We start from the raw sequence: 26,815 nt of genomic DNA on the forward strand, positions 1-26,815 counted from the left end.
GCACACACTACGAGCGGACATGGCGCAATTCACCGCCGATATCCGACAAATACCGACGGAAAGTCATTGGCCCGGCGAATGACTTCCATTCCGTAAATGGGGAAATCCGGCGAAGCTGGCCGCATGAAACCCTTGGCCAGGATCGCGGCCGCCCTCGGGCTCGCCGCCGCCGTCATAACGCCCTCTCCCGCTCTCGCCGCCGACCCGGTTCTGCACGACCATCCCCTCCCCGGCCTCCGCGCCGAAGCGGAGCTGACCGACCTGGCCGCCCCCGCGCAGAACCAGATCTGGATCGTCGGCTACCAGGCGCTCAAGCCGGGCTACCCGGGCAACCCGGTCGTCCACCGATGGAACGGCCGCCGCTGGGCCGGCTTCACCATCCCGGACTTCTCCAGCCGGGGCGTGCTGCGCAGCGTGAGCGCCACCGCCGACGGCGTCTGGATCGGCGGGACCAAAGACGGCGCCGCCTACATCGCGCAGTACGTCAACGGCGCGTTCACCCAGGTCGCCGCCCCGGCCGGGCTGAGGTCCGCGGCCCCCGAGCAGACCTCGGCGGGGGTGTGGCTGCCGGGCGACCCCCGCACGGGCGTCATCTGGCGGCGCGAGGGCACGGCGTGGGCCCCCTACGCCATGCCGATGCAGAAGGTGCTGGCGGTGAAGGCCCTGGGCGGCCAGGCGTGGGCCGTCGGCGGGGCGCCGGCCGAGGACGACTCCGTCCCCGGCGTCGCCCGTTTCACCGGTACGGCCTGGGAGAACGTCCCCTACCCCGCCCCCTTCAGCGAGGGCTCGATCCTGGAGGACGTGCTGCCGCGTACCGCAGACGACATCTGGGTCGCCGGCACCGACTACACGCGCGGCGAGCCGCGCCCGACCGAACCGCTGCTGCACCGCTACGACGGCGCGACGTGGACCCCGGTCCCGCTGCCGCCCGAGGTCATCGGGCTGAACTCCATCGCGCGCGACGACTCGGGCAAGGTCTGGATCTCCGGCCTGGCCCAGGCGCCGGGCTGGGACGCCCGTCCCCGGCCCGTGCTCATCGGCACCTCGCCCGACCCGATCGCCTGGACCGTCGTGGAGGTCCCCTTCGACGGCGAGAGCGGCGTCCATCACGAAGGGTGGGACACCCTCGGCGTCGAGGCCGGCACCTCCCGCATCTGGCTGCTGGCCGACACCCGGCCGAACGGTCCCGTGCTGTCGACCGGCTGAAGCCACCGCGATTTGCACCCGGTAAACAGATCGGTTTACGCTGCTGGAAACAGGTCTGTTTACCGGAGGTTCCCATGAAGATCCAAGACGCGACCGTGCTGATCACCGGTGCCAACCGGGGCATCGGAAAGTCCTTTGCCGAGGAGGCGCTGGCGCGCGGGGCGCGCAAGGTCTACGCCGCCGCGCGGGACCCCCGAACCGTCACCACGCCCGGCGTCGAGCCCGTCAGGCTCGACATCACCGACCCCGCCGCGATCGCCGAACTCGCGGAGCGGCTCACCGACGTCGACATCCTCGTCAACAACGCCGGGGTCGCGCTCAGCACCTCGATCATCGACGACGACCTCGAGACGATCCGCCGCGAGATGGAGGTCAACTACTACGGGCCGCTCCAGGTCAGCCGCGCCTTCGCGCCCACGCTGACCGCGCGCGAGGGTCACCTCTTGATCGTCAACTCGGCGCTCTCCTGGGCCGTCATCCCGGGCACCGCCCCCTACGCGGCCACCAAGGCCGCCTCATGGATGCTGGCCAACGCGCTGCGGCTCGAACTGGCGCCGAAGGTCGGCGTGACCAGCCTCCACGTCGGTTATGTCGACACCGACATGGCCGCCGGCGTGACCGGCGAGAAGGTGCCGCCGGCCGAGGTCGCCCGCGAGGCGTTCGACGGGATCGAGAAGGGGGCCATGGAGGTGCTCGTCGACGGCACGTCCCGGCAGGTCAAGGCCGCGCTCTCGCTCGACCCGAGCGCGCTCTACGGAAGCTGAGCGGCGAGCAGGGTCCGCACGGCGGTGAGCAGGCTCTCGGGCATGGGCTCCTTGCGGACCGACGCATAGGTCATCGCGCCGTCGAAGAGCATCATCAGCTGTTCGCCGAGCTGGCCGGGGTCGGCGGCCCCGGCCAGCCGGGCCTCCGCCTCGAAGTGGGCCTGCATCCGCTTCTTGTACGTCACCGCGGCCACCCGCACCGGATGCGCGGGATCGCGGATCTCGGCCGCCGTGTTGAGCACCGGGCAGCCCGGATAGTCGCCGACCTCCGACTGGCGGCGGGCCGTGGTGAACACCGCCATGATGCGCTCGACCGGCGACAGGCCCGCGTCGTCGGCGGGCAGCAGGTCGGCCAGGACGCACCGCATCTCCTCGGCCAGATAAGCCTCGATCAGGTCGTCTTTGGTGCGGAAACGCTGGTAGAGGCTGCGCTTGGAGACCCCGGCCGTCTCCGACAGCAGGTCGACGCCGGTCACGTTGACGCCCCGCCCGTTGAACAGCAGCCGGGCGCTGGCGAGCACGCGGTCGCGCACGTCGTCGGAGGGGATCGTCTCTGCCATGGCAACCAGTCTACTCGTGGGGAAACAGATGGGTTTACCCCGCGTCACACGCGTCGATGGCCTGGACGATGTCCTCGGAGCACTGCCGCAGCGAGTCCAGCCGGCTCTGGTCGAGGGCGTCGATCACCAGCTTCCGCACGTTCGCGACGTGGCCCGGCGCCAGCCGTACGAGGTGGGCGTGGCCCTCGTCGGTCAGGATCGCGTTGGTGAACCGGCCGTCGCACGGGTCGGGCTCGCGCCGGACGAAACCGCGCTTCTCCAGCCGCCGCATCAGGTGGGACAGCCGCGACAGCTCCGAGTTGACCAGCACGGCCAGCCCGCTCATGCGCATGGTCCGGTCAGGGGCGTCGGAGAGCCCGGCCAGCACGTGGTATTCGACGAAGTTGAGCCCGCCGTCGCGCTGGAGCTGCTCCTCCAGGGCGGCGGGCAGCCGGGCCAGCATGAGGCTGAACGACCGCCAGGCCGCCAGCTCGTCGCTGCTCAGCCAGCGCACCTCGTCTGTTGTGGTCATACTCACAGTCTAGGCTATGACTTGAACGTTCATGTCATCTGGGTCTAGTCTCATCTCGTTGAATCTTCAACTTCTGAGGAGTACGAGATGAGCAACCTGAAGATCGCAGTGATCCTCGGCAGCACCCGCCCCGGCCGCAACGGCAAGGCGGTGGCCGACTGGGTCATGACCCGGGCCAAGGAGCGCACCGGCGCCGACTACGAGCTCGTCGACCTGGCCGACCACCCGCTCCCCCACCTCGACGAGGCCTACCCGCCGAGCTTCGGCAACTACACCGGCGACCACACCAAGGCGTGGGCGGCCACCATCGACTCCTACGACGGGTTCGTCTTCGTCACGCCGGAGTACAACCACTCGACCTCGGGCGTGCTGAAGAACGCCATCGACTACCTCTACAAGGAGTGGAACAACAAGGCCGCCGGCTTCGTCTCCTACGGCTCCCTCGGCGGCGCCCGCGCCATCGAGCACCTGCGGGCGATGCTCAGCGAGCTCCAGGTCGCCCACGTGCGGCAGCAGGTGTCGTTCTCGCTGTTCCACGACTTCGAGAACTTCTCGCACTTCCAGCCGTCGCAGATCCACGACGCCTCGGCCGACACCCTGTTCGACCAGCTCGAGTCGTGGGCGGGGGCCCTGCGTCAGGTCCGCGCGGGCGTGGCCGCCTGAGCGGCTTACGAGCGGGGGAACTCGCAGCGGAAACCGGTGTCGGTCCGCTCGCAGAACCGGGGGACGTTCTGCCGCGGACCGGGCTGGTCGACGACCACCCCGAACCTGGGCCGCTCATCCCGCCAGGGCTGATCGACCGCGACCACGAGCAGGGCGCCGACGATGACGCCCACCAGGCCCGCGGCCAGCAGGGCGATCACACCGAACCGGCGGCGGGGGCCCGGTTCGGAAGCGGAGACGGTACGCCACCCAGGGGCGTCCCATCCGGCCCCGCCGGGTCCAAAGGCGTATCCGGCGGGCGCCTTCTTCGCAGCGGAAGGGCCGCGGAAGCGGTAACGCGGCGGCGGGGGCGAGGCGAAACTGCCCGTGCCGGGTGAGGCGGTACCGGCGGAACCGGTCGCCGATGAACCCGCACCAGAGATACCCGCACCGGCAGGGCCGGCTGCGGAAGAGTCCGTGCTTCGAGGGTCGGCGCCGAAGGCGCCCACGCGAGTGGGATCGGGGCCGGCTTCCGTGCCATGAGAGCTTGCGCCGAACGCGCCCGTGCCCGCTTGACCCGCACCAGGAGGCGGCGTCACGGCCGGGATCTCCCTGGTAGGGGAGTCGGCCGGGTCGCGCGGCGCGGTGTTCGTGTCCTCAGTGCCGCGCAACCCGGCGTCGTGATCCGTCATCGCGAATCTTTTCTCCCTTTAACACCCCAAGGATGCAGCTCCCGAGACTCATACTGCCCCACCGCCCGTAAGAGGCGCGTAAGCCGTCCGCCGGTCTGCGACCTGGGTCGTAGGGCCGAATCCGCCGCTAGGCGGACCGTGCCGGGAACTGCGCATACGTACTCTTGAGGCGTGCTCGGCAAGCTACGCGCCCTTCGGCGGCGACACCCCGCGTGGATCGACACGCTGCTGGTGATCCCGCTGGTGCTGTACTGCCTGCTGAGCGCGCCCGACATCGGCGCCGGCCTCGACATCACCGGCAGTCAGGGCATCGGGACCTGGGGGGTGCTCGGGCTCTCGACGCTGCTGGTCGGGCCGCTGTTCTGGCGGCGGCGGTTCCCGCTCGCGGTGATGGCGCTCGTCTCGGGCATCAGCTTCGTCCAGTGGCTCGGCGACGTCTCGGCGATCCCGGCCAACCTCGCGGTGCTGGTGGCGATGTTCACCGTCGCCGCGTCGCGCCCGCTGCCGTGGGCCGTCGCCGCGGCGGCCGTCGCCGAACTCGGGACCGGCCTGGTGCTGACCGACTGGGGTGAGCTCGACCTCGAGATCTTCCTGAACGCCTCCGTGTTCGTGGTCGCCGTCTGGATCGGCGGCATCTACGTCAACATGCGGCGGCGCTTCGTGGAGAACCTGGTCGAGCGAGCCGAACGCGCCGAAAAGGAGCGCGACCAGCAGGCGCTCATCGCCACCGCCGCCGAGCGCGCCCGCATCGCGCGGGAGCTCCACGACGTCGTCGCCCACAACGTCAGCGTCATCGTCGTCCAGGCCGACGGGGCCGGGTTCGCCATCGACAGCGACCCCGACCAGGCCAAACGGGCCGTCGAGGCGATCTCGGCGACCGGGCGGCAGGCGCTCGCCGAGATGCGGCGGCTGGTCGGGGTGCTGCGCGACGACGGGGCGCAGTCGGAGGAGTACGCGCCCCAGCCGGGGCTCGGGCAGCTCGACGATCTCGTACGTCAGGTGCGCGCGTCCGGGCTGCCGGTGGACATCCGGGTGGAGGGCACGCCCGATCATCTCGCGGAAGGACTACAGCTGGTGATCTACCGGATCGTTCAGGAGGCGCTCACCAACACCCTCAAACACGGAGGTCCCGGGGTGAGCGCCACGGTCCAGGTCGTCTACGGCCCCCGCGACGTGCTGCTGCGGATCGCCGACGACGGCCGGGGCGCCGCTTCCGCCACGGGCGAGGGCGGCCACGGCCTCATCGGCATGCGCGAACGGGTCTCCATGTACGGTGGCGACGTCCACGCCGCCCCCAAGCCCGGCGGCGGATTCCTTGTGGTGGCGCGCATCCCGGCGGGGGGCGCGCGATGATCCGGGTCATCCTGGTCGACGACCAGGAGCTGGTCAGGGCCGGATTCCGCATGGTGCTGGGCGCGCAGCCCGACATCGAGGTGGCCGGCGAGGCGGCCGACGGCGCCGCCGCCGTCGAGCTCGTCAAGGGCGGCCTGGCCGCCGACGTCGTGCTGATGGACGTCCGGATGCCGCGCATGGACGGGGTCGAGGCCACCCGGCTGATCACCTCGCTGCCGAACCCGCCCAAGGTCCTCATCCTCACCACGTTCGACCTCGACGAATACGCCTTCGCGGCGATCCGGTCGGGCGCGTCGGGGTTCCTGCTGAAAGACGTGCCGCCGGCCGACCTGCTGAGCGCGATCAGGTCGGTGCACGACGGCGACGCCGTGGTGGCCCCGTCCACCACGCGGCGGCTGCTCGACCTCGTCTCCGCCTACCTGCCCGAGGCGCCCACCGCCCCCGAACCCGACAGCCTGACGGCGCGGGAGCGGGAGGTCCTCGTCCATGTGGCGCGGGGGCTGTCCAACGCCGAGATCGCGACCCGGCTCACCCTCGCCGAGGCCACCGTGAAGACCCATCTGGGGCGGATCCTGGCCAAGCTGGAGCTGCGCGACCGGGCCCAGGTGGTGGTCTACGCGTACGAGACCGGCATGGTCGGCCGAAAGTCTGACCCCCGGCTACCTCCCCGGTAGCAACGGGGGCACCGGAGGCGACCGGAGAAGCACGCGAAGGCCGTCCCGGCGACCGAAGAAAAGTCAGGGGCGCGTCAATAGCGTTGCTGACCATGACGATGACTACCGACGTCCGCGCCGCCGTCGTGGCACGAGGGCTCAGCAAGACATACGGCCAGGGCGACGCCGCCGTCCACGCGCTGCGCGGCATCGACGTGAGCTTCGCGACCGGGGCGTTCACGGCGATCATGGGGCCGTCGGGGTCGGGCAAGTCCACCCTGATGCACTGCCTGGCCGGGCTCGACACGGTCAGCTCGGGGCACGTGCACATCGGTGACGCCGACATCACGACCCTCTCCGACAAGCAGCTCACACTGCTGCGCCGCGAGCGCATCGGGTTCGTGTTCCAGGCCTTCAACCTGTTGCCGACCCTGACCGCGGAGCAGAACATCCGCCTCCCGCTGGAGATCGCCGGGCGGCAGGCCGACCAGGTCCTGATGGACCGCGTGGTCGAGACCGTGGGGCTGCGCGACCGCCTCTCCCACAAGCCGAGCCAGCTCTCCGGCGGCCAGCAGCAGCGCGTGGCGGTGGCCCGCGCCCTGGTCAGCAAGCCCCAGGTGATCTTCGCCGACGAGCCCACCGGCAACCTCGACTCCCGCAGCGGCGCCGAGGTCCTGTCCTTCCTGCGGCGGTCGGTGCGCGAACTCGGCCAGACCATCGTGATGGTCACCCACGACCCGGTCGCCGCCTCCTACGCCGACCGCGTGGTGTTCCTCCGCGACGGGCTGCTGGTCAGCGAAGTGACCCAGCCGACCCCGCAGAGCGTCCACGACATGCTGCTGAAGCTGGAGGCCTGAGCCGTGCTGCGCACCACGCTGGCCGGGCTGGTGGCGCACCGGCTCCGGCTGCTGCTCACCTCGCTGGCCATCACCCTCGGCGTCGGCTTCATCTCGGGCACGTTCGTGCTGACCGACACCATCGAGCAGGGCTTCCGCCAGCTCTTCACCGCCGACGCCGACAAGGTCGCCGTCGCGGTCACCCCGAAGGACGAGGACATCCCGGGCGACGTACTGGCGAAGCTCAAGGCCCTGCCCGGCGTGGCCGGCGCGCAGGGGCTCGTGCGGGGCACCGCGCCGCTGCTCGACAAGTCGGGCCGGGCCGCCGGGTCGACGGCGACCAGCGGCATCTCCGTGGCGACCGGGCCGCTCGACCGGACCATCTACGTCAGCGGCAAGGCCCCGGGCGGGCCGGGCGAGGCGGTGCTCGACGAGAACACCGCCACGACGCGGCAGTTCGAGGTCGGCGACACCGTCACCGTCCTCGACGTCGCCGAGAAGCGCCGCCAGTTCACCCTGGTCGGCGTCATCGACGTGGGCGTCGACCAGAACCTCGCCTTCACCGGCGCGGTCGGGTTCGACACCGCCACCGCGCTGGAGATGACCGGCGCGAAGGGCTACCACGAGGTCGACCTGGCCGCCGCTGCCGGGGTCTCCCCCGAGACGCTCAAGAAGACGGTGTCGGAGGCGCTCGGGCGGACGTACACGATCAGGACCGGGGAGGAACTGGCCCAGAAGCTGGCCCTCGACAGCAACGTGCAGCTCGACTATCTGGTGCTCGTGCTGCTGCTGTTCGGGTGTGTGGCGATGTTCGTGGCGGCGCTGGTCATCTACAACACCTTCAACATCCTGGTCGCGCAGCGGACCCGGGAGATGGCGCTGCTGCGCTGCATCGGGGCGACGCGCGGGCAGGTGTTCCGGTCGATCCTGCTGGAGTCGGTGGTCGTCGGGCTCATCTCGTCGGCGCTGGGGCTGCTGGTCGGGCTCGGGCTGGGGGCGCTGGCCCTCAGCGCGCTGAGCCGCTTCGACGCGCCCGTCCCGAGCGACGCGACTATCGCGCTGACGCCGCGCACGATCGTGCTCGGGCTGGTCGTCGGGCTGCTGGTGACCGTGGTCGCGGCGGTGCTGCCGGCCCGCGGGGCGACCCGGGTGGCCCCGATCGCGGCGCTGCGCAGCCAGGTCGAGGAGCAGACGTTCCGCGCCGGGCTGGCCCGGTCGATCAGCGCCGGGCTGCTGCTGGCGGGCGGCCTCGGGCTGACCGCCGTGGCGATCTGGGTGCTCGACGGCGACATCGGGCTGCTGACCGCGATGGGCGGCGGCGCGGTCTTCTTCCTCGGCGTGATCGTGATCGGGCCGGTGCTGATCAGCCCGCTCAGCGCGTTCGCCGGATGGGTGCCGCGCAAGGTCTTCGGCGTGCCGGGGCGGCTGGCCGTCGACAACTCCCGCCGCAACCCGAAGCGCGCCGCCACCACGACGGTCGCGCTGACCATCGGCGTCACCCTGATGACCCTCATATCGGTGATCACCACCAGCACCCGCGAGACGGTCGTCGGCAGCCTCGACGAGCAGTTCCCCGTCGACTTCATGATCACCGCGCAGTACGGCCGCGAGGACGGCAGGCCCCTCCTGCCCTCCGAGGTGCCCGCGAAGCTGCGCGCGCTGCCCGAGGTCGGGCTGGTCGCCGAACTCCGGCAGGTCGACCACGGCGGCGTCACCGTCGGCAGCCTCCCCGACGGCGCGGCCTTCCGGCCGGAGGTCACCTCCGGCTCGCTCGCCGCGCTCGGGCCCGGCACCGTCGCCCTGGCCGACGACCAGGCGAAGAACCTGGGTGTACGGGTGGGCGACACCGTCCCCCTCGACACCACCGAGGCCGGGAGGGTCGACCTCAAGGTGGTGGCCGTGCTCGCCGACGGCGACTTCAACCAGGCCCTGCCCTACACGGTCACCCTGGCCGACTTCGAGAAGTACTACGGAGTCGTCGGCCCGGCCCGCGTCTACGTCAAGGCCAAGGACCCCGCAGCCGTCGACGCCTCACGCCGGGCCGTCGAGTCGGCCCTGGTCGCCTACCCGACCGCGCAGCTCAGCAGCGCCGCCGAGGTGCGCGGCGAGTTCGACGAGGCCTTCGACATGATGTTCACGATCTTCGCCGCGCTGCTCGGGCTGGCGATCCTGATCTCCCTGCTCGGCATCGCCAACACCCTGTCGCTGTCGGTGCACGAACGCACCCGCGAGTCGGCGCTGCTGCGCGCCCTCGGCCTCACCCGGCCGCAGCTGCGCGGCATGCTCTCGATCGAGGCGCTGGTGCTGGGCCTGGTCGGGGCCATGGTCGGCGTCGTCATCGGCGTCGCCTTCGGGTGGGCGGCGCTGCAGACGATCCCGAACGAGACCGTCTTCGTCGTGCCGGTCGGGCAGGTGCTGCTCTATCTGGTGCTGTCGGCGCTGGCCGGGGTGCTCGCGGCCGTGCTGCCCGCCCGCCGGGCGGCCAACGCCTCCATCGTGGGGTCGCTGGCCTCCAGTTAACGGGGCACGTGGTCGGGCCACTGCTCGGCCACGAACTCCGGCCCCAGCAGGGGGCGGACGGCCAGTTCGCCGGTACGCCGGTCGATGACGATGCAGCCGCCCCCCACGGTCGCCGGCAGGACGCTCGGGTCTTCCGGCTCGTCGTCTCTCGCCCAGGCCACGAACCCGTCGTCGAAGGCGTAGACGGCGACGTCGGCGGAGCGGGCCCGCCCTCCGTTGAACCACTCCTCGGCCAGCGCGCGGGCGGTCTCCGGGCTCACACCCGCTGACCCGCGCGGTCGAGGACCACGCAGAAGACCCCCGTCACGTTCTCGTACGGCGGCTCGATGGCCATGTGTCCCCGCTGTGCGTCGATCCACAGCACCTCCCCCAGTGAGTTCACCGCGTTCCACGCATGGCTGCCCCCCTGGGGCCAGCGCGTAATGAGCACGGTCGCGGCGCCGTGCCCGGCCGACCGCAACCGCCCGGCCACCACCCCGTAGGCGCGGCGGCCCTGCCCGACGTACTCGAAACGATGGCCGAGCCACTGCTCGGCCCTGGCCACCCCGCCCGCCTCCCCCGAGAGGACGGGTTTGCCGACCCGGTCGTATTCGGGCTGCCTGGCCGCCGCCACGACGGGTTCGCCGTGCCACGACGACATGACCGACAGGGCGCAGTCGATGGCGTTGGTCGACCGGAACGGGTCGTCGGTCGGTCCTTCGGCGTTGATCAGCCGGATCCAGGTCCCGCGCGGATCGGGGAACCTGCTGCTCAACGCCTCGGCGAGATCTCGTTGTGCCTCCGGGTCGGGTCTCGCCAGCCCGCCCGGCACCCCGTAGGGCCGCGACTCCTCCAGCGGGCGCGGCCGCGCCGCCCGGTCGAACCAGTCGTCGCCCGTCGGCGGCAACCGGGACGGCAGCTGGGACGGCCACGGATCGAGGGACGGCGCGGGGGTCTCGGCGGCCTTCTCATAGTCACGCCACCTGCGCCCGTCACCGGTGACGACGGGATTGTAGACGCCGGTCGGCAACCGCCACCGGGACTGACGCTCGGCCATCGACCCCTTCCCTTCGATGTGACCGATGGTAAGGGGACGACTCCGCTGAGCGACCGGCTTTCCCGAATCCTGCCGTCTACGTGGTCTCGATGAGAACCCGGTGATAACCGGTGGCGCCGCTCGGCTCCGGCGGGGCCCCGTTGCTGGTCTGCGTCTCGCCGGTCTCGTCGGTGGCCCGGCACGACAGCGTGTGCATCCCGGAGGCGAGGTCGACCTCGATCGACCACTGCCGCCAGGTGTCCGGCCCCGGCACCTCCGCCAGCTTCGCCACCTGCCACGGCCCGTCGTCGACCTTGACCTCGACCTTCGCGATGCCCTTGGTCTGCGCCCAGGCGACCCCGGCGATGACGTTGCGGCCCGGCTTGGTCTTGTTGCGGGGGGTGTCGATGCGCGACTGCGTCTTGATGGGGCCCTTGGCGTCCCAGCCCCGGTCGGTCCAGTACGCCGTCGCCTCGTCGAACCGGGTGACGTTGACGTCGACGACCCACTTGGTGGCCGAGACGTAGCCGTAGAGGCCCGGCACGACCTGCCTGACCGGGAAGCCGTGCGCGACCGGGAGCGGCTCGCCGTTCATGGCGAACGCGAACAGGGCGTTGCGGCCGTCCATGACGACCTCGACAGGGGTGCCCGCGGTCCAGCCGTCGGCGCTGGTCGACAGCAGCATGTCGGCGCCGGCCTTGATCCCGGCCTCGCGCAGCACCCCGGCCATGGCCACGCCGAGCCAGCGGGCGTTGCCGACGTACTGGCCGCCGACCGGGTTGGAGACGCACGCGAGCGTCAGGTCGGCCTCGACGATGGGGCGTTTCAGCAGCTCGGCGAAGCTGAGCTCGATGGGCCGGTCGACCATGCCGTGGATCTTCAGCGACCACGTGTTCGGGTCGACGTTGGGCAGGGCGAGCGCGGTGTCGACCCGGTAGAAGTCGTGGTTGGGGGTGACGAACGGCGACAGGTTCGGGATCTTGAAGTCGACCCCGGCGGGCAGCGGCGGCAGCGGCTCGACCGGTTTCGGCAGCTCGGCCGCGACCTGCGCCCGCTCGGCGGCGACGTTGTTGCGTCCGCCGAGCCAGACACCGGCGGCACCGGTGACCACGGCGACCCCGGCGCCGGTCGCGACGCCGGTGAACAGGCTGCGCCGGTCGATCGTGCGCAGCCGTTCCCCGGCCAGCATGACGGGCGGCTGCTCAAGCCGGGCGGGCGGCGCCTCCGAGGCGGCCTCTTCTCCGGCCACTTCTCCGGCCACTTCTCCGGCGTCGTCCGGCTCACCGACGGCCGGTTCCGCGTTCTCGACCGGTTCCAGCCGCCGGAAGATCCGGGACAGCGTGGCCGCTCCGGCCCAGGCGGCGAGCAGGGAGGGGAGCACGTCGAGCATGCCCGCGTCAGGCCGGGTCGCCGCCGCCCACGCGCCCAGAACGCCGAACGCCAGCAGGGCCAGCCGGCCGTAGCCGAGCCGGATCCTGGCCAGCACCCCGAAACCGGCTGCCAGCAAGGCGATCACGACGAAGATGCCGCCGATGAGAACGACCTTGTCGTTCTCGCCGAACGTCGCGATGGCCCAGTTCTTCAGCCACGACGGGGACAGGTCGACGGCCGCGTTGCCGACCGCCACGACGGGCGACGAGTCGCCGCCGATGACGCCGGCGGCGAGCTGGCCGACCCCGACCGCCACGGCGGCGGCGGTCAGGCCGGCGAGGGCCGCGGCCCAGGCGGGCGCGGTGGTGCGAGGTGTCACGACCTCGATCCTACGAACGCCCTCCTGTTAAGGGAGCCCCAAGTTCTTACGAAACCGAGAACACCTCGGCGAGCACCGGCACCATGGCCCGCATCGAGATCCCCCGGTGGGAGATCGCGTCCTTCTCGGCGGGCGGCATCTCGGCGGTCGTGCGGGTCTCGCCGTCGGGGACGAAGATCGGGTCGTAGCCGAAGCCCATCGTCCCCCGGGGCGCCCGGATCACGTGGCCGTGCATGACCCCCTCGACCACGCGCTCCTCGCCCGAGGGCAGCGCGAGGGCGGCCACGCAGGCGAAGTGGGCCTGGCGGCGGTCGTCGGGCACGTCGTTGATCTGGGCCAGCAGCAGGTCGAGGTTGGCCTTGTCGTCGCCGTGGCCGCCCGACCACCGGGCCGAGAAGATGCCCGGCATGCCGTTGAGGGCGTCGACGCACAGGCCCGAGTCGTCGGCGACGCAGGGCAGGCCGCTCTGCCGGGCCACGGTGTGGGCCTTGAGCAGGGCGTTCTCGGCGAAGGTCAGACCGGTCTCGGCGACGTCGCCGATCTCGGGGAAGGCCTCCAGGCCGACCAGCTCGATCGACAGCGCGGCCTCTTCGAGGATGCGCCGCAGTTCGACGATCTTGCCCTGGTTGCGGGTGGCGAGCAGCAGCTTGGTCATGCGAGCGCGGCCTTCTGGAGTTCGGTCAGCTCGGCGCAGCCGAGGGCGGCCAGGTCGAGCAGGTCGTTGAGGGTGCCCCGGTCGAACGGCGCCCCTTCGGCGGTGCCCTGCACCTCGACGAACGCGCCCTTGCCGGTCATCACGACGTTCATGTCGGTCTCGGCCTTGACGTCTTCGACGTAGCAGAGGTCGAGCAGCGGGGTGGTGCCGACGATGCCGACCGAGACGGCGGCGACCGAGTCGACCAGCGGGTCGCCGGGGCACATGCGCTTCTTGCGCATCCAGGCGATCGCGTCGGCCAGCGCGACGTAGGCACCGGTGATCGCGGCGGTGCGGGTGCCGCCGTCGGCCTGGAGCACGTCGCAGTCGAGCACGATCGAGTTCTCGCCGAGCGCCTTGTAGTCGACGCAGGCCCGCAGGGACCGGCCGATCAGCCGGGAGATCTCGTGGGTCCGGCCGCCGATCTTGCCGCGCACCGACTCGCGCTCGCCGCGGGTGTTGGTGGCGCGCGGGAGCATGGCGTACTCGGCGGTGACCCAGCCGAGGCCGCTGCCCTTGCGCCAGCGCGGCACCCCGCTCTCGACGGAGGCGGCGCACAGCACCTTCGTGCCGCCGAATTCGACCAGGACCGACCCCTCGGCGTGGGTCAGCCAGTTCCGCGTGATCGTCACCGGCCGGAGCTGGTCGGGCGAACGTCCATCAGTGCGAGCCATGGGCCTCACCCTAGGTCATAGACCGCACCTGATCGGGCCAACTCGATCTCGCCCGAATAGCCGCCCCGGTCGGCGTCGGCGCGGACGCGGGCGTCGTCGTGCCAGGGCACCAGGTGGGTGAGGACCAGCTTCCCGGCCCCGGCCTTGGCGGCGTGCTCGGCGGCCTGGCGGCCGGTCAGATGGAGGCCGGGCGGGTTGCCCGGCTCGTCGAGGAACGAGGCCTCGCAGAGCAGGAGGTCGGTGTCGCCGGCCAGGCCGATGAGGGCGTCGCACTCGCCGGTGTCGGCCGAGTAGGTGACCGAGCGGCCGCCGTGGGCGACGCGGAACCCGTAGGTCTCGACGGGGTGGTTGACCAGGGCTGCGGTGACCTGGAAGGGGCCGATCTCGACGGTGCCCGGCGACAGCGCCGTGAAGGCGAAGGCGGTCTCCATCGTGGGCTCCTGCGGCATCCCGTAGGCGGCGTTCAACCTCGTGGGGGCCATCGAGGGGGCGTACACCGGGATCTTGGCGTAGGGGGCCCCGGGGCCGTAGCTGCGGACGACGTGGTAGCTGCACATGTCGAGACAGTGGTCGGCGTGCAGGTGCGACAGGCAGATCGCGTCGATGTCGAACGGGCTGACGTGACGCTGCAGCGCGCCGAGCGACCCGTTGCCGAAGTCGACGAGCATCCGGAAGCCCTCGGCCTCGTACAGGTAGCAGGACGACGGGCTGTCGGGGCCGGGGAAGCTGCCGGAGCAGCCGACGACGGTCAGTTTCACGCTGTGCCTCCGAACACGGGCGCGGCCATCTCGACCGCTTGGATCTCCGGCCCGAGGAACCGCCGCCCGAGGGTCTCGAACAGCAGCGTGTCGCCGGTCGTGCCGAACCGGTGGGCGGGCACGCCCGAGGCCCGCACCAGGCCCCGGTCGCGCAGCACCCGGAAGACGTCTTTGGCGGTCTCCTCGGCGCTCGAGACGAGCGTGACGCCGTCTCCGGCGACGTAGGAGATCGCGCCGAGCAGCAGCGGATAGTGGGTGCACCCGAGGATCAGGGTGTCGCAGCCGGCGTCGAGGATCGGCGTCAGGTATTCGCGCACCGCCTCGATGACGGCCTCGCTCTCGGTCTCGCCGCGTTCGACGAACTCGACCAGGCGCGGTGCGGCGACCCCGACGAGCTCGACGTGCGGCGCGGCGGCGAAGGCGTCCTGGTAGGCCATCGACGAGATGGTGGCCTGGGTGCCGATCACCCCGACCTTCCCGTTGCGGGTCGCCGACGCGGCCCGCCGGGTGGCCGGCTGGATGACCTCGACGACCGGCACCCGGTAGCGCTCGCGGGCGTCGCGCAGCACCGCCGCGCTGGCCGTGTTGCACGCGATCACGAGCATCTTGACGTCGTGGGACACCAGATGGTCGAGCAGTTCGAGGGCGTAGGACCGGACCTCGGCGATGCGCTTGGGGCCGTAGGGCTGACGGGCCGTGTCGGCGACGTAGAAGACCGGTTCGTTGGGCAACTGGTCGATGATCGCGCGGGCTACGGTCAGCCCCCCGAATCCGCTGTCGAAGATCCCGATGGACCCCTGACCATAACTCTCCACCACGGAGTCAGCTTATGGCCGATCATGCCGGCCGTCCCCGTGACAACGAGCACATTAATCAGCCGCGTCCCACCCTCGCGAGCTGCCGCGACTGCGCGACGAGGCGTCCGGCGGAGTCCCACACCTCGGCGTCCTCGTCGAACCAGCCGTCGCCGACCATCCGTCCTGAGGCGAGGACGGTCAGCCAGCCGGGGGCCGGCAGGGCGCGCAGGTGCCAGGTGAGCTCGACGGTCGGCGCCCAGCCGCGCAGGCCCGCGCTGAACACCACAGGGGGCAGCGCGTCGACCGCCAGGGCCAGCACGAACGGGTCGGGCTCCTGGCCGTGCCGCAGGCGGAAGTAGGCCCGCGACTCGGGACGGCCGGTCGGCGCGCCGTTCAGCCAGCCGACGGTGGGCGGGTCGAACAGCAGCTCCATCTGGCCGTTCAGGTTCATGTTCGACTCGGGCCTGGGCTCGGGCAGCGGCAGGCACTCCTCGGGCGGCGGCATCGCATGTGCGGGCGCGCTCGTGTAGAGGGGCTCGGCGAGCGGGTCGAGGGTCGCCGTGGTGACCAACGTCTCCAGCAGCGGGCCGTCGTCGGAGACGAGCGAGGCCCTGCTGATCGTCGTCGTCTTGCCCGTCTTCACCTGCTCCACCCTGACCCGCGCCGGGCCCGGCCGACCGGTCCGCAGGAACTGGGCGCTCGTCGAGACCGGGTGCTCGTGCGGCGAGTCGTCGACCGCCGCCCGCAGCAGCACGGCCATCAGATATCCGCCGTTCAGCGGGCCCCCGATCGAGTACCCGTCGTCGAGGCACACGTCGTAGACGCCCTCGCCGACCCGGACCGCCCGGGTCGCCTCCCCGAAACCGCTCAACACACCCTCCCGAATGTTGTTCTGGAACACTGTATCTTGACTGGTCCATAGCCGTCCGTACAGGGAGATCCGGGCATTCACCGGCCATGACGGGACGGGAACTGATCGGTCAGTGCGTATGGGACGTACGCGGGGTGTGGGTCGGCCACGTGGTCGACGTGCGCATGGTCACCGGCAGCCGCAACCCGTTCAAGAGGGGCACCGAGCCCGAGACCGCCGGGCTGGTCGTGTCGGCCACCCGGGCGCAGTTCCTGCTCGGCGTCCACCGCGACGCCAACGGCCGCGTCAACGGCACGATGCAGCGGCTCACCCGGCTCCTGTACGCCCGCAGCCTGGTCGTCCCCTGGGATCTGGTCGAAACCAGCGATACCGGAGAAGTGCACCTCAAAGAACCGAAAGATGTCCTTCAGCGCCAATAGTCAAGAACCCTGCAAGCGATTCGCTACCGGCACGGCATACTTTCAGACTCGTCGGAGATCACCCCACTTTGCGAGTTGACCCCATGCCTGCCGAGAACCCCCCCGGTTTCCCCTACGACATCAGTGGCGGAGACCCGGACCGGACCATCAACTACCGGACGCCGCCGCCGCAGCAGCAGCAGCCGCAGCCGCACGCAGAGCCGACCCGGATCGACTTCGGCGGCACCCAGCAGATGTACGCCCCCCAGCAGCCCCCGCAGCAGGGCCAGTGGCGTCAGCCCGAGGAACTCGGTTACGGCCTGCCCCCCGTGGTGCACGAGCCCGTCCAGAAGCGCGGCCCCAAGGGCGCCATCATCGCCGTGATCGTCGCCGTGCTCGTCGGCCTCGTCGGCGGCGGCGGCGTGTGGGCCTTCTCCGCCCTGAGCGGCGGCGGCGCGCAGCCCGCCGAGGCTCTCCCGGCCGGCGCCCTCGCCTACGCCCGGATCGACCTCGACCCGGCCGCCAACCAGAAGCTGGCGCTGTTCAACATCGCCCGCAAGTTCACCGTCACCCAGGACGCCTTCTCGGGCGACGACCCGCGTGAGGCCTTCTTCAAGGCCATCTCGTCGGACAACGAGAGCTTCAAGGACATCAACTACGCGGCCGACATCGAGCCCTGGCTCGGCGACCGCATCGGCTTCGCCGTCATGCCCGGCAAGGACGCGAACCAGCCCGGCTTCGCCCTCGCGATCCAGGTGAAGGACGCCGACGCGGCCCGCGCCGGCATCGCCAAGCTCGACGCCGGCTCTGACACCAAGACCGGCGTGGCCATCCGGGGCGACTACGCCATCGTCTCCACCACCCAGGAGGAGGCCGACAAGTACGCCACCGGCCCCACCCTGGCCGAGTCGGCGAACTTCTCCGCCGACATGGAGGCCCTCGGCGAGCCCGGCGTGCTGTCCTTCTGGGGCGACCTCGGCCAGCTCGCCGCGCTGGGCGGCGCCCAGGTCGCCGACCCGGCCCTGACCGACCAGCTGAAGAACGGCCGCTTCGCGGGGGCGCTGCGGTTCGACGGCTCGTACGCCGAACTCGCCGCCATCACCCGCGGCGTCAAGAGCCCGGTCACCGTGCAGACCAGCCCGGTGAAGCTGGGCGAACTGCCCGACACCACCGCCGGCGCGCTGGCCGTCTCGGGCCTCGGCGAGGGCGTCAAGAGCGGCTGGGACCAGATCGTGAAGTCGGTGGAGGGCACCGGCGGCGGCGCCCAGTTCAGCCAGTTCATCACCCAGGCCCAGCAGCAGTTCGGCCTGACCCTGCCCGACGACCTGGCCACCCTGCTCGGCGACAGCATCACCGTCGCGATCGACTCGCAGGGCCTCGACGGCAACATGCCGAACGCCGGCGCCGTGCTGGCCACCGACCCGGCCAAGGCCGGCGAGGTGCTGACCAAGGTCGAGCAGGCGCTCGCCGTGGCCGGCGCGCCGCTCCAGCTCGCCAAGGCCCCCGGTGAGGGCAAGCTGGTCGTGGCGACCAACCAGGACTACGCGAACAAGCTCGCCGCGGGCGGCACGCTGGCCGACAGCGAGACCTTCCAGACCGCGGTCCCGAACGCCGACACGGCCGGGTTCGGACTGTTCGTCGACCTCGACAAGATCGAGAACCTGTACCTGCAGGGCATGTCGGACGAGGACAAGGCCAACCTCCAGGTGCTCCGCGCGGTGGGCATGAGCGGCGGGACCTCGGGGAGCGACGCGAACTTCTCTCTGCGCGTGCTGTTCAATTGACATACGGGAAGGACCCCGCCTCAACTCTCAGGGAGGCGGGGTCCTTCTCGCTTTTCTAGAGGTTTCCTGGCGCGAGCCACGGCCGTCCTTCGGCCGTCCGCGTCTCGCTCAAGCCCAGAGCTGCCCTTCGAGGCGGTCTTCGGCCTCGTCGAGGGTGCCCTCGTAGGCGCCGGTCGACAGGTACTTCCAGCCGCCGTCGGCGACCACGAACACGATGTCGGCCCGCTCACCCTCCTGCACGGCCTTGCGGGCCATGCCGATGGCCGCGTGGAGGGCGCAGCCGGTGGAGATGCCGGCGAAGATGCCCTCGGTGGCCAGCAGCTCGCGCGTCCGCTTCAGGGCGTCGGCCGAGGTCACCGAGTAGCGGGTGGTCAGCACCGACTCGTCGTAGATCTCCGGGATGAAGCCCTCGTCGACGTTGCGCAGGCCGTAGACGAGCTCTCCGTAGCGGGGCTCGGCGGCCACGATCTTCACGTCGGGCTTCTGCTCGCGCAGGTAGCGCCCGACGCCCATCAGGGTGCCGGTGGTGCCCAGGCCCGCGACGAAGTGGGTGACCGTCGGCAGGTCGTCGAGGATCTCGGGACCGGTCGACTCGTAGTGGGACCGCCAGTTGGCCGGGTTGCCGTACTGGTAGAGCATGATCCAGTCGGGGTGTTCGGCCGCCAGGCCCTTGGCCACCCGGACCGCCTCGTTGGAGCCGCCCGCCGCGGGCGACGAGATGATCTCGGCGCCGTACATGCGGAGCAGCTGGCGGCGCTCCTCGGAGGTGTTCTCGGGCATGACGCAGATCAGCTTGTAGCCCTTGAGCCGGGCCGACATCGCCAGCGAGATGCCGGTGTTGCCGGAGGTCGGTTCGAGGATCGTGCAGCCGGGGCTGAGCACCCCGTCCTTCTCGGCCTGCTCGATCATCCACAGGGCGGGCCGGTCTTTGATCGAGCCGGTCGGGTTGCGGTCTTCGAGCTTGGCCCAGATCCGCACGTCGGCCGACGGCGAGAGGCGGGGCAGCCCGACGAGCGGGGTGCGGCCGACCGACTCGATCAGCGAGTCGAAGCGCATCAGTGATCAGCCACCGGCGACGGCGGGCAGCACGGTGACCGTGTCGCCGTCGGAGACGGGGGTGCCGAGCCCGCCGAGGAACCGGACGTCCTCGTCGTTGAGGTAGACGTTCACGAACCGGCGGAGCTTGTCGTTCTCGACCAGCCGCGCCTTGATCCCCGGGTGCCGGGCCTCCAGGTCGCCGATCAGCTCTTCGATGGTGGCGCCGGAGGCGTCGACGGCCTTGGCGCCGTCGGTGTAGGTGCGCAGGATGGTCGGGATGCGGACCTCGATGGCCATGTCTCGTTCTCTCTCTTCAGGAAGGTCTGTGGTGTACGGGGAATGTGAACGATCAATGACAGTCGTAGACCACGACAGAACGAGAGTGCGCGAAGAGGCACGGTTGCACGCCCAGGGACATGTCATCCATTTTAAACGCCCGGTTCCAGGATCTTTACGTCCTCCTCCTCGATCACCCCGTCGACGATCCGGAACGACCGGAACTGGGTGAGCGCGGTGGAGTAGAGCACGTAGTGGGCGCCCGGCTCGGAGGCGTAGGAGACGTCGGTGCGCGAGGGGTAGGCCTCGGTGGCCGTGTGGGAGTGGTAGATCACGACGGGCTCTTCGTCGTTGTCGTCCATGTCACGCCAGACGCGGAACTGCTCCATCGAGTCGAACCGGTAGAACGTGGGGGACCGCTCGGCGTTCTCCATCGGGACGAACCGCTCGGGCACCCCGTTGCGCCCGGCGATGACGCCGCAGGCCTCGTCGGGGTGGTCGGCCGTCGCGTGGGCGATGATCTGGTCGACCAGTTCGCGCGAGATCGTCAGCATGCTCGGAACCTACCAAAGCGCCTGTACGAGGGTGTCCTGCAGGTAGGTCAGCCAGTCGTAGGTGACGAAGGCCGGGTAACGGGGGTCGTCGTCGCCCATTTCGGCGATCTCTTCGTGGATCTCCTCGGTGACCTCAAGACGTACACCCAGCACCAGCCGGAGGTCGTTGAGGGCGCGCAACCAGGCCTGGGCCTGTTCGGTGGTCAGCGTCACCTTGCCGCCTGCGGCGGTCTCGATCAGCGTGAGCGCGTCGGCGCGCTTGGCGTCGCGCAGATCACCCTCGGTGTAGCGGCGGAACTCGGCCGAGGCGGCGTCGTCGTCGGCGTAGGCCGAGGGGAAGAGGCGAGCGAGGACCGGGTCGGTCGGCTCGGTGGCGGGCCCGATGCGCAGCGCCCGCTCCAGCGGGTCGTCGCCGGTCTCCCCCGGCTCGACCACGTCGAGCACCATGGCGGCCACCAGCGAGCGGAGCACGCTGGCCTCGGCCGTGTCGAGGTGGACGGACACGCCCTCGCGCGTCGCCTTGAAACCGCGCCCCATCAGCCGTCCTTCTGCAGGGTGGCCCAGAGGCCGTAGGAGTGGAGGGTCTGGACGTCCCGCTCCATCTCCTCCCGCGTGCCGCTCGACACGACGGCCCTGCCCTTGTGGTGGACGTCGAGCATGAGCTTCTCTGCCTTCTCGCGGGCGTAGCCGAAGACGCTCTGGAAGACATAGGTCACATAGGACATGAGGTTGACCGGGTCATTCCAGACGATGGTCACCCACGGCAAATCTGGGCGAACGTCAGCTATCGGACGCTCAACCTCGATCGGAGCGGTGCTACCCACATCCCCAATCCTGCCTCACCGCGGTCGTACTCTCGACTCGTGCAAACGTCCATGAGCTCGGCCTTGCTAACAGACATGTATGAGTTGACCATGTTGCGGGCGGCCCTGGCCGGCGGCACCGCCCATCGCCGGGCGGTGTTCGAGGTCTTCGCCCGCCGCCTGCCCGCAGGCCGCCGCTACGGCGTCGTCGCAGGTACAGACCGGGTCCTCTCCGCAATCGAGACATTCCGCTTCGGCGAGCCGGAGCTGGAGTTCCTGGAGCGCGTCGTCGACCCGCCGACCCTGTCCTTCCTCGCCGACTTCCGTTTCTCCGGGGATGTGTACGGCTACCGCGAAGGTGAGACCTACTACCCGGGCTCCCCGATCATGGTCGTCGAGGGCACCTTCGCCGAGGCGGTGGTCCTGGAGACGGTCGTCCTGTCCATCCTGAACCACGACTGCGCGATCGCCTCGGCCGCCTCGCGCATGACCCAGGCGGCCCAGGGACGCCCGCTGATCGAGATGGGCTCCCGCCGCACCCACGAGAGGGCCGCCGTCGCCGCCGCCCGCGCCGCCTACCTGTGCGGCTTCGCGACCACCTCGAACCTCCAGGCGGGCCTCGAATACGGCATCCCCACGGCCGGCACCAGCGCCCACGCCTTCACCTTGCTCCACGACTCGGAGGAGGCCGCCTTCCGCGCCCAGATCGACGCCCTCGGGGCCTCGACGACGCTGCTGATCGACACCTACTCCGTCGAGGAGGCCGTGCGCACCGCCGTGAAACTGGCCGGCGGCGACCTGGGCGCGGTCCGGATCGACTCGGGCGACCTGGGGGTGGTCGCCATCGAGGTCAGGCGTCAGCTCGACTCCCTCGGCGCCGACCGCACCCGGATCGTCGTCACCGGCGACCTCGACGAACACGCCATCGCGGCCCTGGCCGCGGCCCCGGTCGACGGCTACGGCGTCGGTACGAAGCTGGTCACGGGCTCGGGCGCCCCGACGGCCAACCTGGTCTACAAGCTGGTCGACCGGGAGGACTCCACCGGGACCATGAAGCCGGTCGCCAAGACCTCGGTGGGCAAGCCGAGCAAGGGCGGCCGCAAGTGGGCCTACCGCTCCCTGTCCGACGGGATCGCGGCGGAGGAGATCGTCTCCACCCGTCCCGACGACTCCCTCGGACGTCCGCTGCTGGCCCCGCTGGTGCGCGGCGGCGAGATCGTCGGCCGCGAACCCCTCGACGCCGCCCGCGCCCGGCACCAGGAGTCGATGCGAGAATTGCCGCAAATCGCCCATAGCCTCTCGCCCGGCGACCCGGCTGTGCCTAGTATTTTCTCCTGATCGCGGGAGAGCGGCGCATGAGGACGACGCCGGTCTCCCGCGATCTTCTAGATTGGGACGCATGACCACCGCGCTTGTGATCGTCGACGTGCAGAACGACTTCTGCGAGGGCGGCAGCCTGCCCGTGACCGGCGGCGCGGGCGTGGCCGCGGCCATCAGCGTCCACGTGGCGCGCGGCGACTACGACCACGTCGTGGCCACCCGCGACTACCACGTCGACCCGGGCGCCCACTTCGCCCTCGACCCCGACTACATGACGACCTGGCCCGCCCACTGCGTCGTGGGGACGTCCGGAGCGGAGTTCCACCAGAACCTTGACACCGAACCCATCGAAGAGATCTTCAGCAAGGGCGCCCACGCGGCGGCCTACAGCGGGTTCGAAGGACATTCCACCGACGGAGTGGGGCTGGCGGCGTGGCTGCGTTCGCGCGGGGTCTCCCAGGTCGACGTGGTGGGCATCGCGACCGACCACTGCGTGCGGGCCACCGCCATCGACGCACGGGCCCAGGGGTTCGACGTGCGGGTGCTGCTCGACCTGACGGCGGGCGTGCTGCCGGTCACGACCGAGGTCGCGATGACCGAGATGGCGGCGGTCGGGGTCGAGCTGACGGGCCGCCCGATCGTGGCCGATGACCCGGAAGACTGACCTTCGTCGCTCAGCGTAGGACTACGCTTACCTAGCGTCATATCGTCTAGGTCGGCGGCTGGTCATGTTTGCTCTTGCTCTTGGTGTGTCGTGGTTGGTGCTGGCGCCCGTCTGCGTCTGGCTGCTCTTCGGGATCGGTCAACCGCTCCTCAACCGCCTCGGCGCCGTCGCGACGATCCTCGCCCTCGAAGGCGCGACGATCTTCCTCGCCTCCACCGCCCACCACCCCGAACCCCCGCCCGTGGCGGCGATCATGTCGCCCCGTCCGGTCCCGTCGCCGACGAACGAGTCCTGCCCCGTGCGGCTTCCGCATCCCGACGAGGTACGCCTGTCGCGCACCCACGTCACCATCCTCTGGCCCGCCGTCGTCGGCGAATGCGACACGGCGGCGGTCGTCCTGGGCGAGAAGGGCAACCGCCTGAAGGTGTGGGTCCACGAGGGCGCCCTGGTCGGCAACCACCGGGCGTCGGTGGTCCCGGTCAACATCGACGGCCACACGGCCTTCGTCGACGTCGCCCACAAACTGGCCCGGCACCGCTGGGTCGCGGTCGACGGCCGCAGCGGCGAGCGCATCCCCACGATCATCCACGGCTAGTGTCCCGGTCATGAAGGTGACCATGGCGAGCGTCGCCGCGCGGCCCGGCCGGCTGAACGAGGACTTCACCGGAGCCACCCCGACGGCGGCGGTCGTGGTCGACGGCGCCGGCATCCCCGGCGCCGAGCCGACCTGCCGGCACGGCGTGGCCTGGTACGCCACCACGCTGGGCGGCGGCCTGCTGGCGCTGCTGTCACTGGCCCCGGGTTCGAGCCTGCCCGCCCTGCTCGCCGAGGCCATCACCCGGGTGACCGACGTCCACCGGCACACCTGCGACGTGACCAGCCCCATCAGCCCGTCGGCGGCGGTGGCGATCGTGCGGGTGTCGGGCGACGGCCTCGACCACCTGGTGCTGGGCGACGCGGTCATCGTCCTCGACCGGCCCGGCGGCCCGCCGATCGTCACCACCGACCCGCGCGAGGTGGCCATCGGCAGGATCTATGAGGCCAGACTGGCGGCGATCACGCCGGGGAGCGACGAACACCGCCGTCTCCTCGGCGAGCTGCGCGCCCACCGGAATCGGCCGGGCGGCTTCTGGGTGGCCAGAGACGACCCGCGCGCGGCGGACGAGGCGGTCACCGGCCGTCACCCGATCGCCGACCTGTCGGCCGCCGCCCTGCTCAGCAACGGAGCCGGCCGAATCGTCGACCGTTTCGAGCTCACCGACTGGCCCGGAACCCTCGCCTTCTTGGCCTCAGCCGGACCCGGCGCCGTCATCGACCAGGTCCGGCAGGCGGAGAGACGCCACGCCGCAGAACCAGACGACGCCACCATCGCCTACTGCGACGGCCTCGACGACCGCTGAGGCCTCAGGGCACCCTGCGCACATACTCGACCTGGTCGATCAGCCCGCCCTCGCCGAAGTCGTATCGCCGGTTCTCCCCCGACTCCACGAACCCCGTCTTCACGTAGAACCGGCGCGACCGCGGAGTGTCGCGGAACGTCCACAGATGAACCGACCCGAACCCGTCTCGCTCCATCCGCGACAACGTCGCCGCCATCAGCGCCGCCGCGATCCCCGACCCCCACCCGTCAGGATGACCGTAGAAGCCGTGGATCTCCGCGGCGAACGCCCGGTCGGCGGAGGGCCCGTAGTAGGAGAAGGCCAGCGGACGCTCCTCAATGCGGGCCAGGAGAACCGTCTCGGACCCCTCGGCCAGCACCTCGTGCCACTTCCCCCGCCGATGAGCCACCGCCTTCTCGTAGTAGGACGGTTCGAAGAACGGCTCGTAGACGACCCAGCCCGCAGCATGGATCTCCCCGACCGCGTCGCCGTCGTCGGCCCGCGCCACTCCGATCTCGATCGTCATTTACGCCCGGCCGCCCACTTGCGGATCATCGCGATGCGCTCGCGGATCTGGTCGGCGGTCGCCTGCGCGATGGCCGGCCCGCCGCACGACCGCCGCAACTCGGCGTGGATGACCCCGTGGGGCTGCCCGGTGCGGTGGTTCCACGCCCCGACCAGCCCGTTGAGCTCCTTGCGCAGCTCGGCGATCTGCTCGTGGGGCGCCAGCTCTGGGGGCCCGGCCTTGGGCTTCTTCCTCGCGGCCGCCTGCTGGTCGGCCTGCCGCTTGCGCAGCAGCGAGGCCACCTGCTCGGGCTCCAGGAGCCCGGGAAGCCCGAGGAAGTCTTCTTCTTCGGGGGAGCCGGCGGCGGCGGCCGTGCCGAACTCACCGCCGTCGTAGAGGACCCGGTCGAAGGTCGCCGAGGCTTCGAGCGTCTGGAAGGGCAGCTCGTCGCCGAGGACGTCGGGCTGCTTCTGCTCGCGCTGGGCCTGCTCCAGGAGCAGGTCGTCGAGGCCGTCTTCGTCGCGCTTGCGGTTGAGGACGTGGTCGCGCTCGGCCTCCATCTCGGCCGCGAAGGTGAGCAGCAGCGGCACCGACGGGACGAACACCGACGCCGTCTCGCCGCGCTTGCGCATGCGGACGAAACGGCCGATGGCCTGGGCGAAGAACAGCGGCGTGGAGATGCTGGTGGCGTAGATGCCGACGGCCAGGCGCGGGATGTCGACGCCTTCTGACACCATGCGGACCGCGACGAGCCAGCGCTGCTGCGACGCGCTGAACTCCTTGATCTTCGCGGACGCCCCGGGGTCGTCGGACAGCACGACCGTCGCGCCCTCGCCCGTCACCGCGCGCAGGTGCTTGGCGTAGGCGCGGGCCGACTCGTGGTCGGTGGCGATGATGAGGCCGCCCGCGTCGGGCATGCCCCGGCGCACCTCGGTGAGGCGGCGGTCGGCGGCCTGGATGACCTGGCGGATCCAGTCGCCCTTCGGGTCGAGGGCGGCCCGCCAGGCCTGGCCGAGCTGGTCTTTGGTCAGCGGGGTGCCGAGCGTGGCGGTGATCTCGTCGCCGGCGCGGGTGCGCCACTTCATCTCGCCGCTGTAGGCGAGGAAGATGACCGGCCGCACGACCCCGTCGGCCAGCGCGGGCCCATAGCCGTAGCTGTAGTCGGAGACGCTGCGCAGCGCGCCCTCGGCGTCTTCGGTGTAGCCGACGAACGGGATCGGGTTGTCGTCGGAGCGGAACGGGGTGCCGGTCAGCTGGAGGCGGCGGGTGGCCGGTTCGAACGCCTCGCGGACGCCGTCGCCCCACGACTTCGCGTCGCCCGCGTGGTGGATCTCGTCGAAGATGACGAGCGTCTTGCGGCCCTCGGTGCGGGCGCGGTGGAGCGCGGGGTGCATCGCGACCTGGGCGTAGGTCACCGCGACGCCCGTGTAGTCGCGCGAGGTGGCGCCCTGGCTGTTCTTGAACTCGGGGTCGATGCCGATGCCGACCCGGCCCGCGGCGTCGGCCCACTGGCGCTTGAGGTGCTCGGTCGGCGTGACGATCGTCACGGCCTTGATGACGCCCCGGCTCAGCAGTTCGCTCGCGATGCGCAGCGCGTAGGTGGTCTTACCGGCGCCCGGGGTCGCGACCGTCAGGAAGTCGCGCGGTTCGCGGGTGAAGTAGAGGTCGAACGCCTCCTGCTGCCACGCGCGCAGCTTCGGGGCGGTGCCCCAGGCGGCGCGGTCGGGATATGACGGCGACAGGTGGGACGCGGCCGACGTGCTCACGCGCGCCTCCCGCCGGTCACTCGGACATTGCC

Annotated in this window: 31 protein-coding genes; 13 read left to right on the forward strand and 18 right to left on the reverse strand. The window is 70.9% G+C overall.

Translation table 11 applies throughout. The annotated features are described in order from the left end of the window. The first annotated feature begins 123 nt into the window (after window positions 1-123). Both FDA94_RS06460 and FDA94_RS06465 read left to right on the forward strand, forming a co-directional pair. Window positions 124-1,206 carry a hypothetical protein gene (locus FDA94_RS06460; RefSeq protein WP_137246111.1) on the forward strand — a complete coding sequence of 361 codons (1,083 nt, stop codon included), beginning with the start codon at window positions 124-126 and terminating at the stop codon, window positions 1,204-1,206. A gap of 74 nt (window positions 1,207-1,280) precedes the next feature. Further along, window positions 1,281-1,970, forward strand: coding sequence for an SDR family oxidoreductase (locus FDA94_RS06465; RefSeq protein ID WP_137246112.1), 690 nt, complete (start codon window positions 1,281-1,283; stop codon window positions 1,968-1,970). Here FDA94_RS06465 and FDA94_RS06470 read toward each other — a convergent pair. Both FDA94_RS06470 and FDA94_RS06475 read right to left on the reverse strand, forming a co-directional pair. Continuing rightward, window positions 1,958-2,530: a TetR/AcrR family transcriptional regulator gene (locus tag FDA94_RS06470; protein WP_137246113.1), complete on the reverse strand. Its 573-nt coding sequence runs from the start codon at window positions 2,528-2,530 to the stop codon at window positions 1,958-1,960. The genes FDA94_RS06465 and FDA94_RS06470 overlap by 13 nt on opposite strands. 34 nt (window positions 2,531-2,564) lie before the next feature. Continuing rightward, window positions 2,565-3,041 carry a MarR family winged helix-turn-helix transcriptional regulator gene (locus FDA94_RS06475; RefSeq protein WP_137246114.1) on the reverse strand — a complete coding sequence of 159 codons (477 nt, stop codon included), beginning with the start codon at window positions 3,039-3,041 and terminating at the stop codon, window positions 2,565-2,567. Between the two features lie 87 nt (window positions 3,042-3,128). Between FDA94_RS06475 and FDA94_RS06480 the strand changes: the two genes are divergently transcribed. Then, a complete protein-coding gene (locus FDA94_RS06480) occupies window positions 3,129-3,704 on the forward strand; it encodes an NADPH-dependent FMN reductase (RefSeq protein WP_137246115.1) in 576 nt (191 codons plus the stop codon). A gap of 5 nt (window positions 3,705-3,709) precedes the next feature. Here FDA94_RS06480 and FDA94_RS06485 read toward each other — a convergent pair whose 3' ends face one another. Then, window positions 3,710-3,904 (reverse strand): hypothetical protein, encoded by a 195-nt coding sequence (locus FDA94_RS06485; protein ID WP_137246116.1) that lies wholly within the window; start codon window positions 3,902-3,904, stop codon window positions 3,710-3,712. A gap of 642 nt (window positions 3,905-4,546) precedes the next feature. On the opposite strand from FDA94_RS06485, the gene FDA94_RS06490 reads away from it, so the two are divergent. From FDA94_RS06490 to FDA94_RS06505, 4 genes are all read left to right on the forward strand, one after another. Further along, window positions 4,547-5,728, forward strand: coding sequence for a sensor histidine kinase (locus FDA94_RS06490; protein ID WP_246059582.1), 1,182 nt, complete (start codon window positions 4,547-4,549; stop codon window positions 5,726-5,728). Continuing rightward, entirely contained in the window at window positions 5,725-6,402 is a 678-nt protein-coding gene (locus FDA94_RS06495; protein ID WP_137246117.1) for a response regulator transcription factor, read from the forward strand. Before FDA94_RS06490 ends, FDA94_RS06495 begins: the two co-directional genes overlap by 4 nt. 92 nt (window positions 6,403-6,494) lie before the next feature. Further along, window positions 6,495-7,238, forward strand: coding sequence for an ABC transporter ATP-binding protein (locus FDA94_RS06500; RefSeq protein WP_137246118.1), 744 nt, complete (start codon window positions 6,495-6,497; stop codon window positions 7,236-7,238). Window positions 7,239-7,241: 3 nt separating this feature from the next. After that, window positions 7,242-9,737, forward strand: a complete 2,496-nt coding sequence (locus FDA94_RS06505; protein ID WP_137246119.1) for an ABC transporter permease — start codon at window positions 7,242-7,244, stop codon at window positions 9,735-9,737. On the opposite strand, the gene FDA94_RS06510 is transcribed toward FDA94_RS06505, so the two are convergent. From FDA94_RS06510 to FDA94_RS06545, 8 genes are all read right to left on the reverse strand, one after another. Then, window positions 9,734-9,997 carry a hypothetical protein gene (locus FDA94_RS06510; RefSeq protein WP_137246120.1) on the reverse strand — a complete coding sequence of 88 codons (264 nt, stop codon included), beginning with the start codon at window positions 9,995-9,997 and terminating at the stop codon, window positions 9,734-9,736. The two genes, FDA94_RS06505 and FDA94_RS06510, sit on opposite strands and share 4 nt — an antisense overlap. Then, entirely contained in the window at window positions 9,994-10,773 is a 780-nt protein-coding gene (locus FDA94_RS06515) for a toxin glutamine deamidase domain-containing protein (RefSeq protein WP_137246121.1), read from the reverse strand. Before FDA94_RS06515 ends, FDA94_RS06510 begins: the two co-directional genes overlap by 4 nt. Before the next feature lie 76 nt (window positions 10,774-10,849). Then, window positions 10,850-12,502, reverse strand: coding sequence for a molybdopterin-dependent oxidoreductase (locus FDA94_RS06520; protein ID WP_246059584.1), 1,653 nt, complete (start codon window positions 12,500-12,502; stop codon window positions 10,850-10,852). A gap of 46 nt (window positions 12,503-12,548) precedes the next feature. After that, a complete protein-coding gene (gene rdgB / locus FDA94_RS06525; RefSeq protein WP_137246122.1) occupies window positions 12,549-13,157 on the reverse strand; it encodes an RdgB/HAM1 family non-canonical purine NTP pyrophosphatase in 609 nt (202 codons plus the stop codon). Continuing rightward, window positions 13,154-13,870 (reverse strand): ribonuclease PH, encoded by a 717-nt coding sequence (gene rph / locus FDA94_RS06530; protein WP_137246123.1) that lies wholly within the window; start codon window positions 13,868-13,870, stop codon window positions 13,154-13,156. The genes rdgB and rph overlap by 4 nt, the downstream gene beginning before the upstream one ends. A 5-nt stretch (window positions 13,871-13,875) precedes the next feature. Further along, window positions 13,876-14,628: an MBL fold metallo-hydrolase gene (locus FDA94_RS06535; RefSeq protein ID WP_137246124.1), complete on the reverse strand. Its 753-nt coding sequence runs from the start codon at window positions 14,626-14,628 to the stop codon at window positions 13,876-13,878. Further along, window positions 14,625-15,446, reverse strand: a complete 822-nt coding sequence (gene murI, locus FDA94_RS06540; RefSeq protein WP_246059585.1) for a glutamate racemase — start codon at window positions 15,444-15,446, stop codon at window positions 14,625-14,627. Before murI ends, FDA94_RS06535 begins: the two co-directional genes overlap by 4 nt. A 55-nt stretch (window positions 15,447-15,501) precedes the next feature. Next, the gene (locus FDA94_RS06545) at window positions 15,502-16,299 is read right to left on the reverse strand and encodes a thioesterase family protein (RefSeq protein WP_342778449.1); all 798 of its coding nucleotides are present in this window, start codon (window positions 16,297-16,299) and stop codon (window positions 15,502-15,504) included. A gap of 83 nt (window positions 16,300-16,382) precedes the next feature. Between FDA94_RS06545 and FDA94_RS06550 the strand changes: the two genes are divergently transcribed. Together FDA94_RS06550 and FDA94_RS06555 are read left to right on the forward strand one after the other, a co-directional pair. Further along, the gene (locus FDA94_RS06550; RefSeq protein WP_137246126.1) at window positions 16,383-16,715 is read left to right on the forward strand and encodes a hypothetical protein; all 333 of its coding nucleotides are present in this window, start codon (window positions 16,383-16,385) and stop codon (window positions 16,713-16,715) included. A gap of 83 nt (window positions 16,716-16,798) precedes the next feature. Beyond that, window positions 16,799-18,478, forward strand: coding sequence for a DUF3352 domain-containing protein (locus tag FDA94_RS06555; protein WP_137246127.1), 1,680 nt, complete (start codon window positions 16,799-16,801; stop codon window positions 18,476-18,478). A 108-nt stretch (window positions 18,479-18,586) separates the two neighbouring features. Here FDA94_RS06555 and FDA94_RS06560 read toward each other — a convergent pair whose 3' ends face one another. From FDA94_RS06560 to clpS, 5 genes are all read right to left on the reverse strand, one after another. After that, complete coding sequence (locus tag FDA94_RS06560; RefSeq protein ID WP_137246128.1) at window positions 18,587-19,534, reverse strand: PLP-dependent cysteine synthase family protein; 948 nt, start codon at window positions 19,532-19,534, stop codon at window positions 18,587-18,589. A 6-nt stretch (window positions 19,535-19,540) separates the two neighbouring features. Further along, entirely contained in the window at window positions 19,541-19,813 is a 273-nt protein-coding gene (locus FDA94_RS06565; protein ID WP_030455581.1) for a MoaD/ThiS family protein, read from the reverse strand. Between the two features lie 131 nt (window positions 19,814-19,944). Then, window positions 19,945-20,346 carry a M67 family metallopeptidase gene (locus tag FDA94_RS06570; protein WP_137246129.1) on the reverse strand — a complete coding sequence of 134 codons (402 nt, stop codon included), beginning with the start codon at window positions 20,344-20,346 and terminating at the stop codon, window positions 19,945-19,947. 9 nt (window positions 20,347-20,355) lie between these two features. Further along, on the reverse strand, window positions 20,356-20,883 hold the full coding sequence (locus FDA94_RS06575; protein WP_137246130.1) for a DUF2017 domain-containing protein: 528 nt from the start codon (window positions 20,881-20,883) through the stop codon (window positions 20,356-20,358). Next, window positions 20,883-21,170: an ATP-dependent Clp protease adapter ClpS gene (gene clpS / locus FDA94_RS06580; RefSeq protein WP_062335922.1), complete on the reverse strand. Its 288-nt coding sequence runs from the start codon at window positions 21,168-21,170 to the stop codon at window positions 20,883-20,885. The genes FDA94_RS06575 and clpS overlap by 1 nt, the downstream gene beginning before the upstream one ends. A gap of 75 nt (window positions 21,171-21,245) precedes the next feature. On the opposite strand from clpS, the gene FDA94_RS06585 reads away from it, so the two are divergent. The 4 genes from FDA94_RS06585 (at window position 21,246) to FDA94_RS06600 (ending at window position 24,533) form a co-directional block, all read left to right on the forward strand. Continuing rightward, window positions 21,246-22,487: a nicotinate phosphoribosyltransferase gene (locus FDA94_RS06585; RefSeq protein ID WP_246059588.1), complete on the forward strand. Its 1,242-nt coding sequence runs from the start codon at window positions 21,246-21,248 to the stop codon at window positions 22,485-22,487. Between the two features lie 61 nt (window positions 22,488-22,548). Continuing rightward, on the forward strand, window positions 22,549-23,133 hold the full coding sequence (locus tag FDA94_RS06590; RefSeq protein ID WP_137246131.1) for a nicotinamidase: 585 nt from the start codon (window positions 22,549-22,551) through the stop codon (window positions 23,131-23,133). A gap of 85 nt (window positions 23,134-23,218) precedes the next feature. Next, entirely contained in the window at window positions 23,219-23,728 is a 510-nt protein-coding gene (locus FDA94_RS06595; RefSeq protein WP_137246132.1) for a hypothetical protein, read from the forward strand. A 10-nt stretch (window positions 23,729-23,738) separates the two neighbouring features. Further along, window positions 23,739-24,533 carry an integrase gene (locus FDA94_RS06600; protein WP_212735209.1) on the forward strand — a complete coding sequence of 265 codons (795 nt, stop codon included), beginning with the start codon at window positions 23,739-23,741 and terminating at the stop codon, window positions 24,531-24,533. Between the two features lie 4 nt (window positions 24,534-24,537). Here FDA94_RS06600 and FDA94_RS06605 read toward each other — a convergent pair whose 3' ends face one another. Continuing rightward, a complete protein-coding gene (locus FDA94_RS06605; protein ID WP_137246133.1) occupies window positions 24,538-25,038 on the reverse strand; it encodes a GNAT family N-acetyltransferase in 501 nt (166 codons plus the stop codon). Next, window positions 25,035-26,783 (reverse strand): DEAD/DEAH box helicase, encoded by a 1,749-nt coding sequence (locus tag FDA94_RS06610; RefSeq protein ID WP_137246134.1) that lies wholly within the window; start codon window positions 26,781-26,783, stop codon window positions 25,035-25,037. The genes FDA94_RS06605 and FDA94_RS06610 overlap by 4 nt, the downstream gene beginning before the upstream one ends. Window positions 26,784-26,815: the final 32 nt, after the last annotated feature.

Origin of the sequence: Herbidospora galbida, from assembly GCF_005233835.1 — a bacterium.
Lineage (GTDB): Bacteria > Actinomycetota > Actinomycetes > Streptosporangiales > Streptosporangiaceae > Herbidospora > Herbidospora galbida.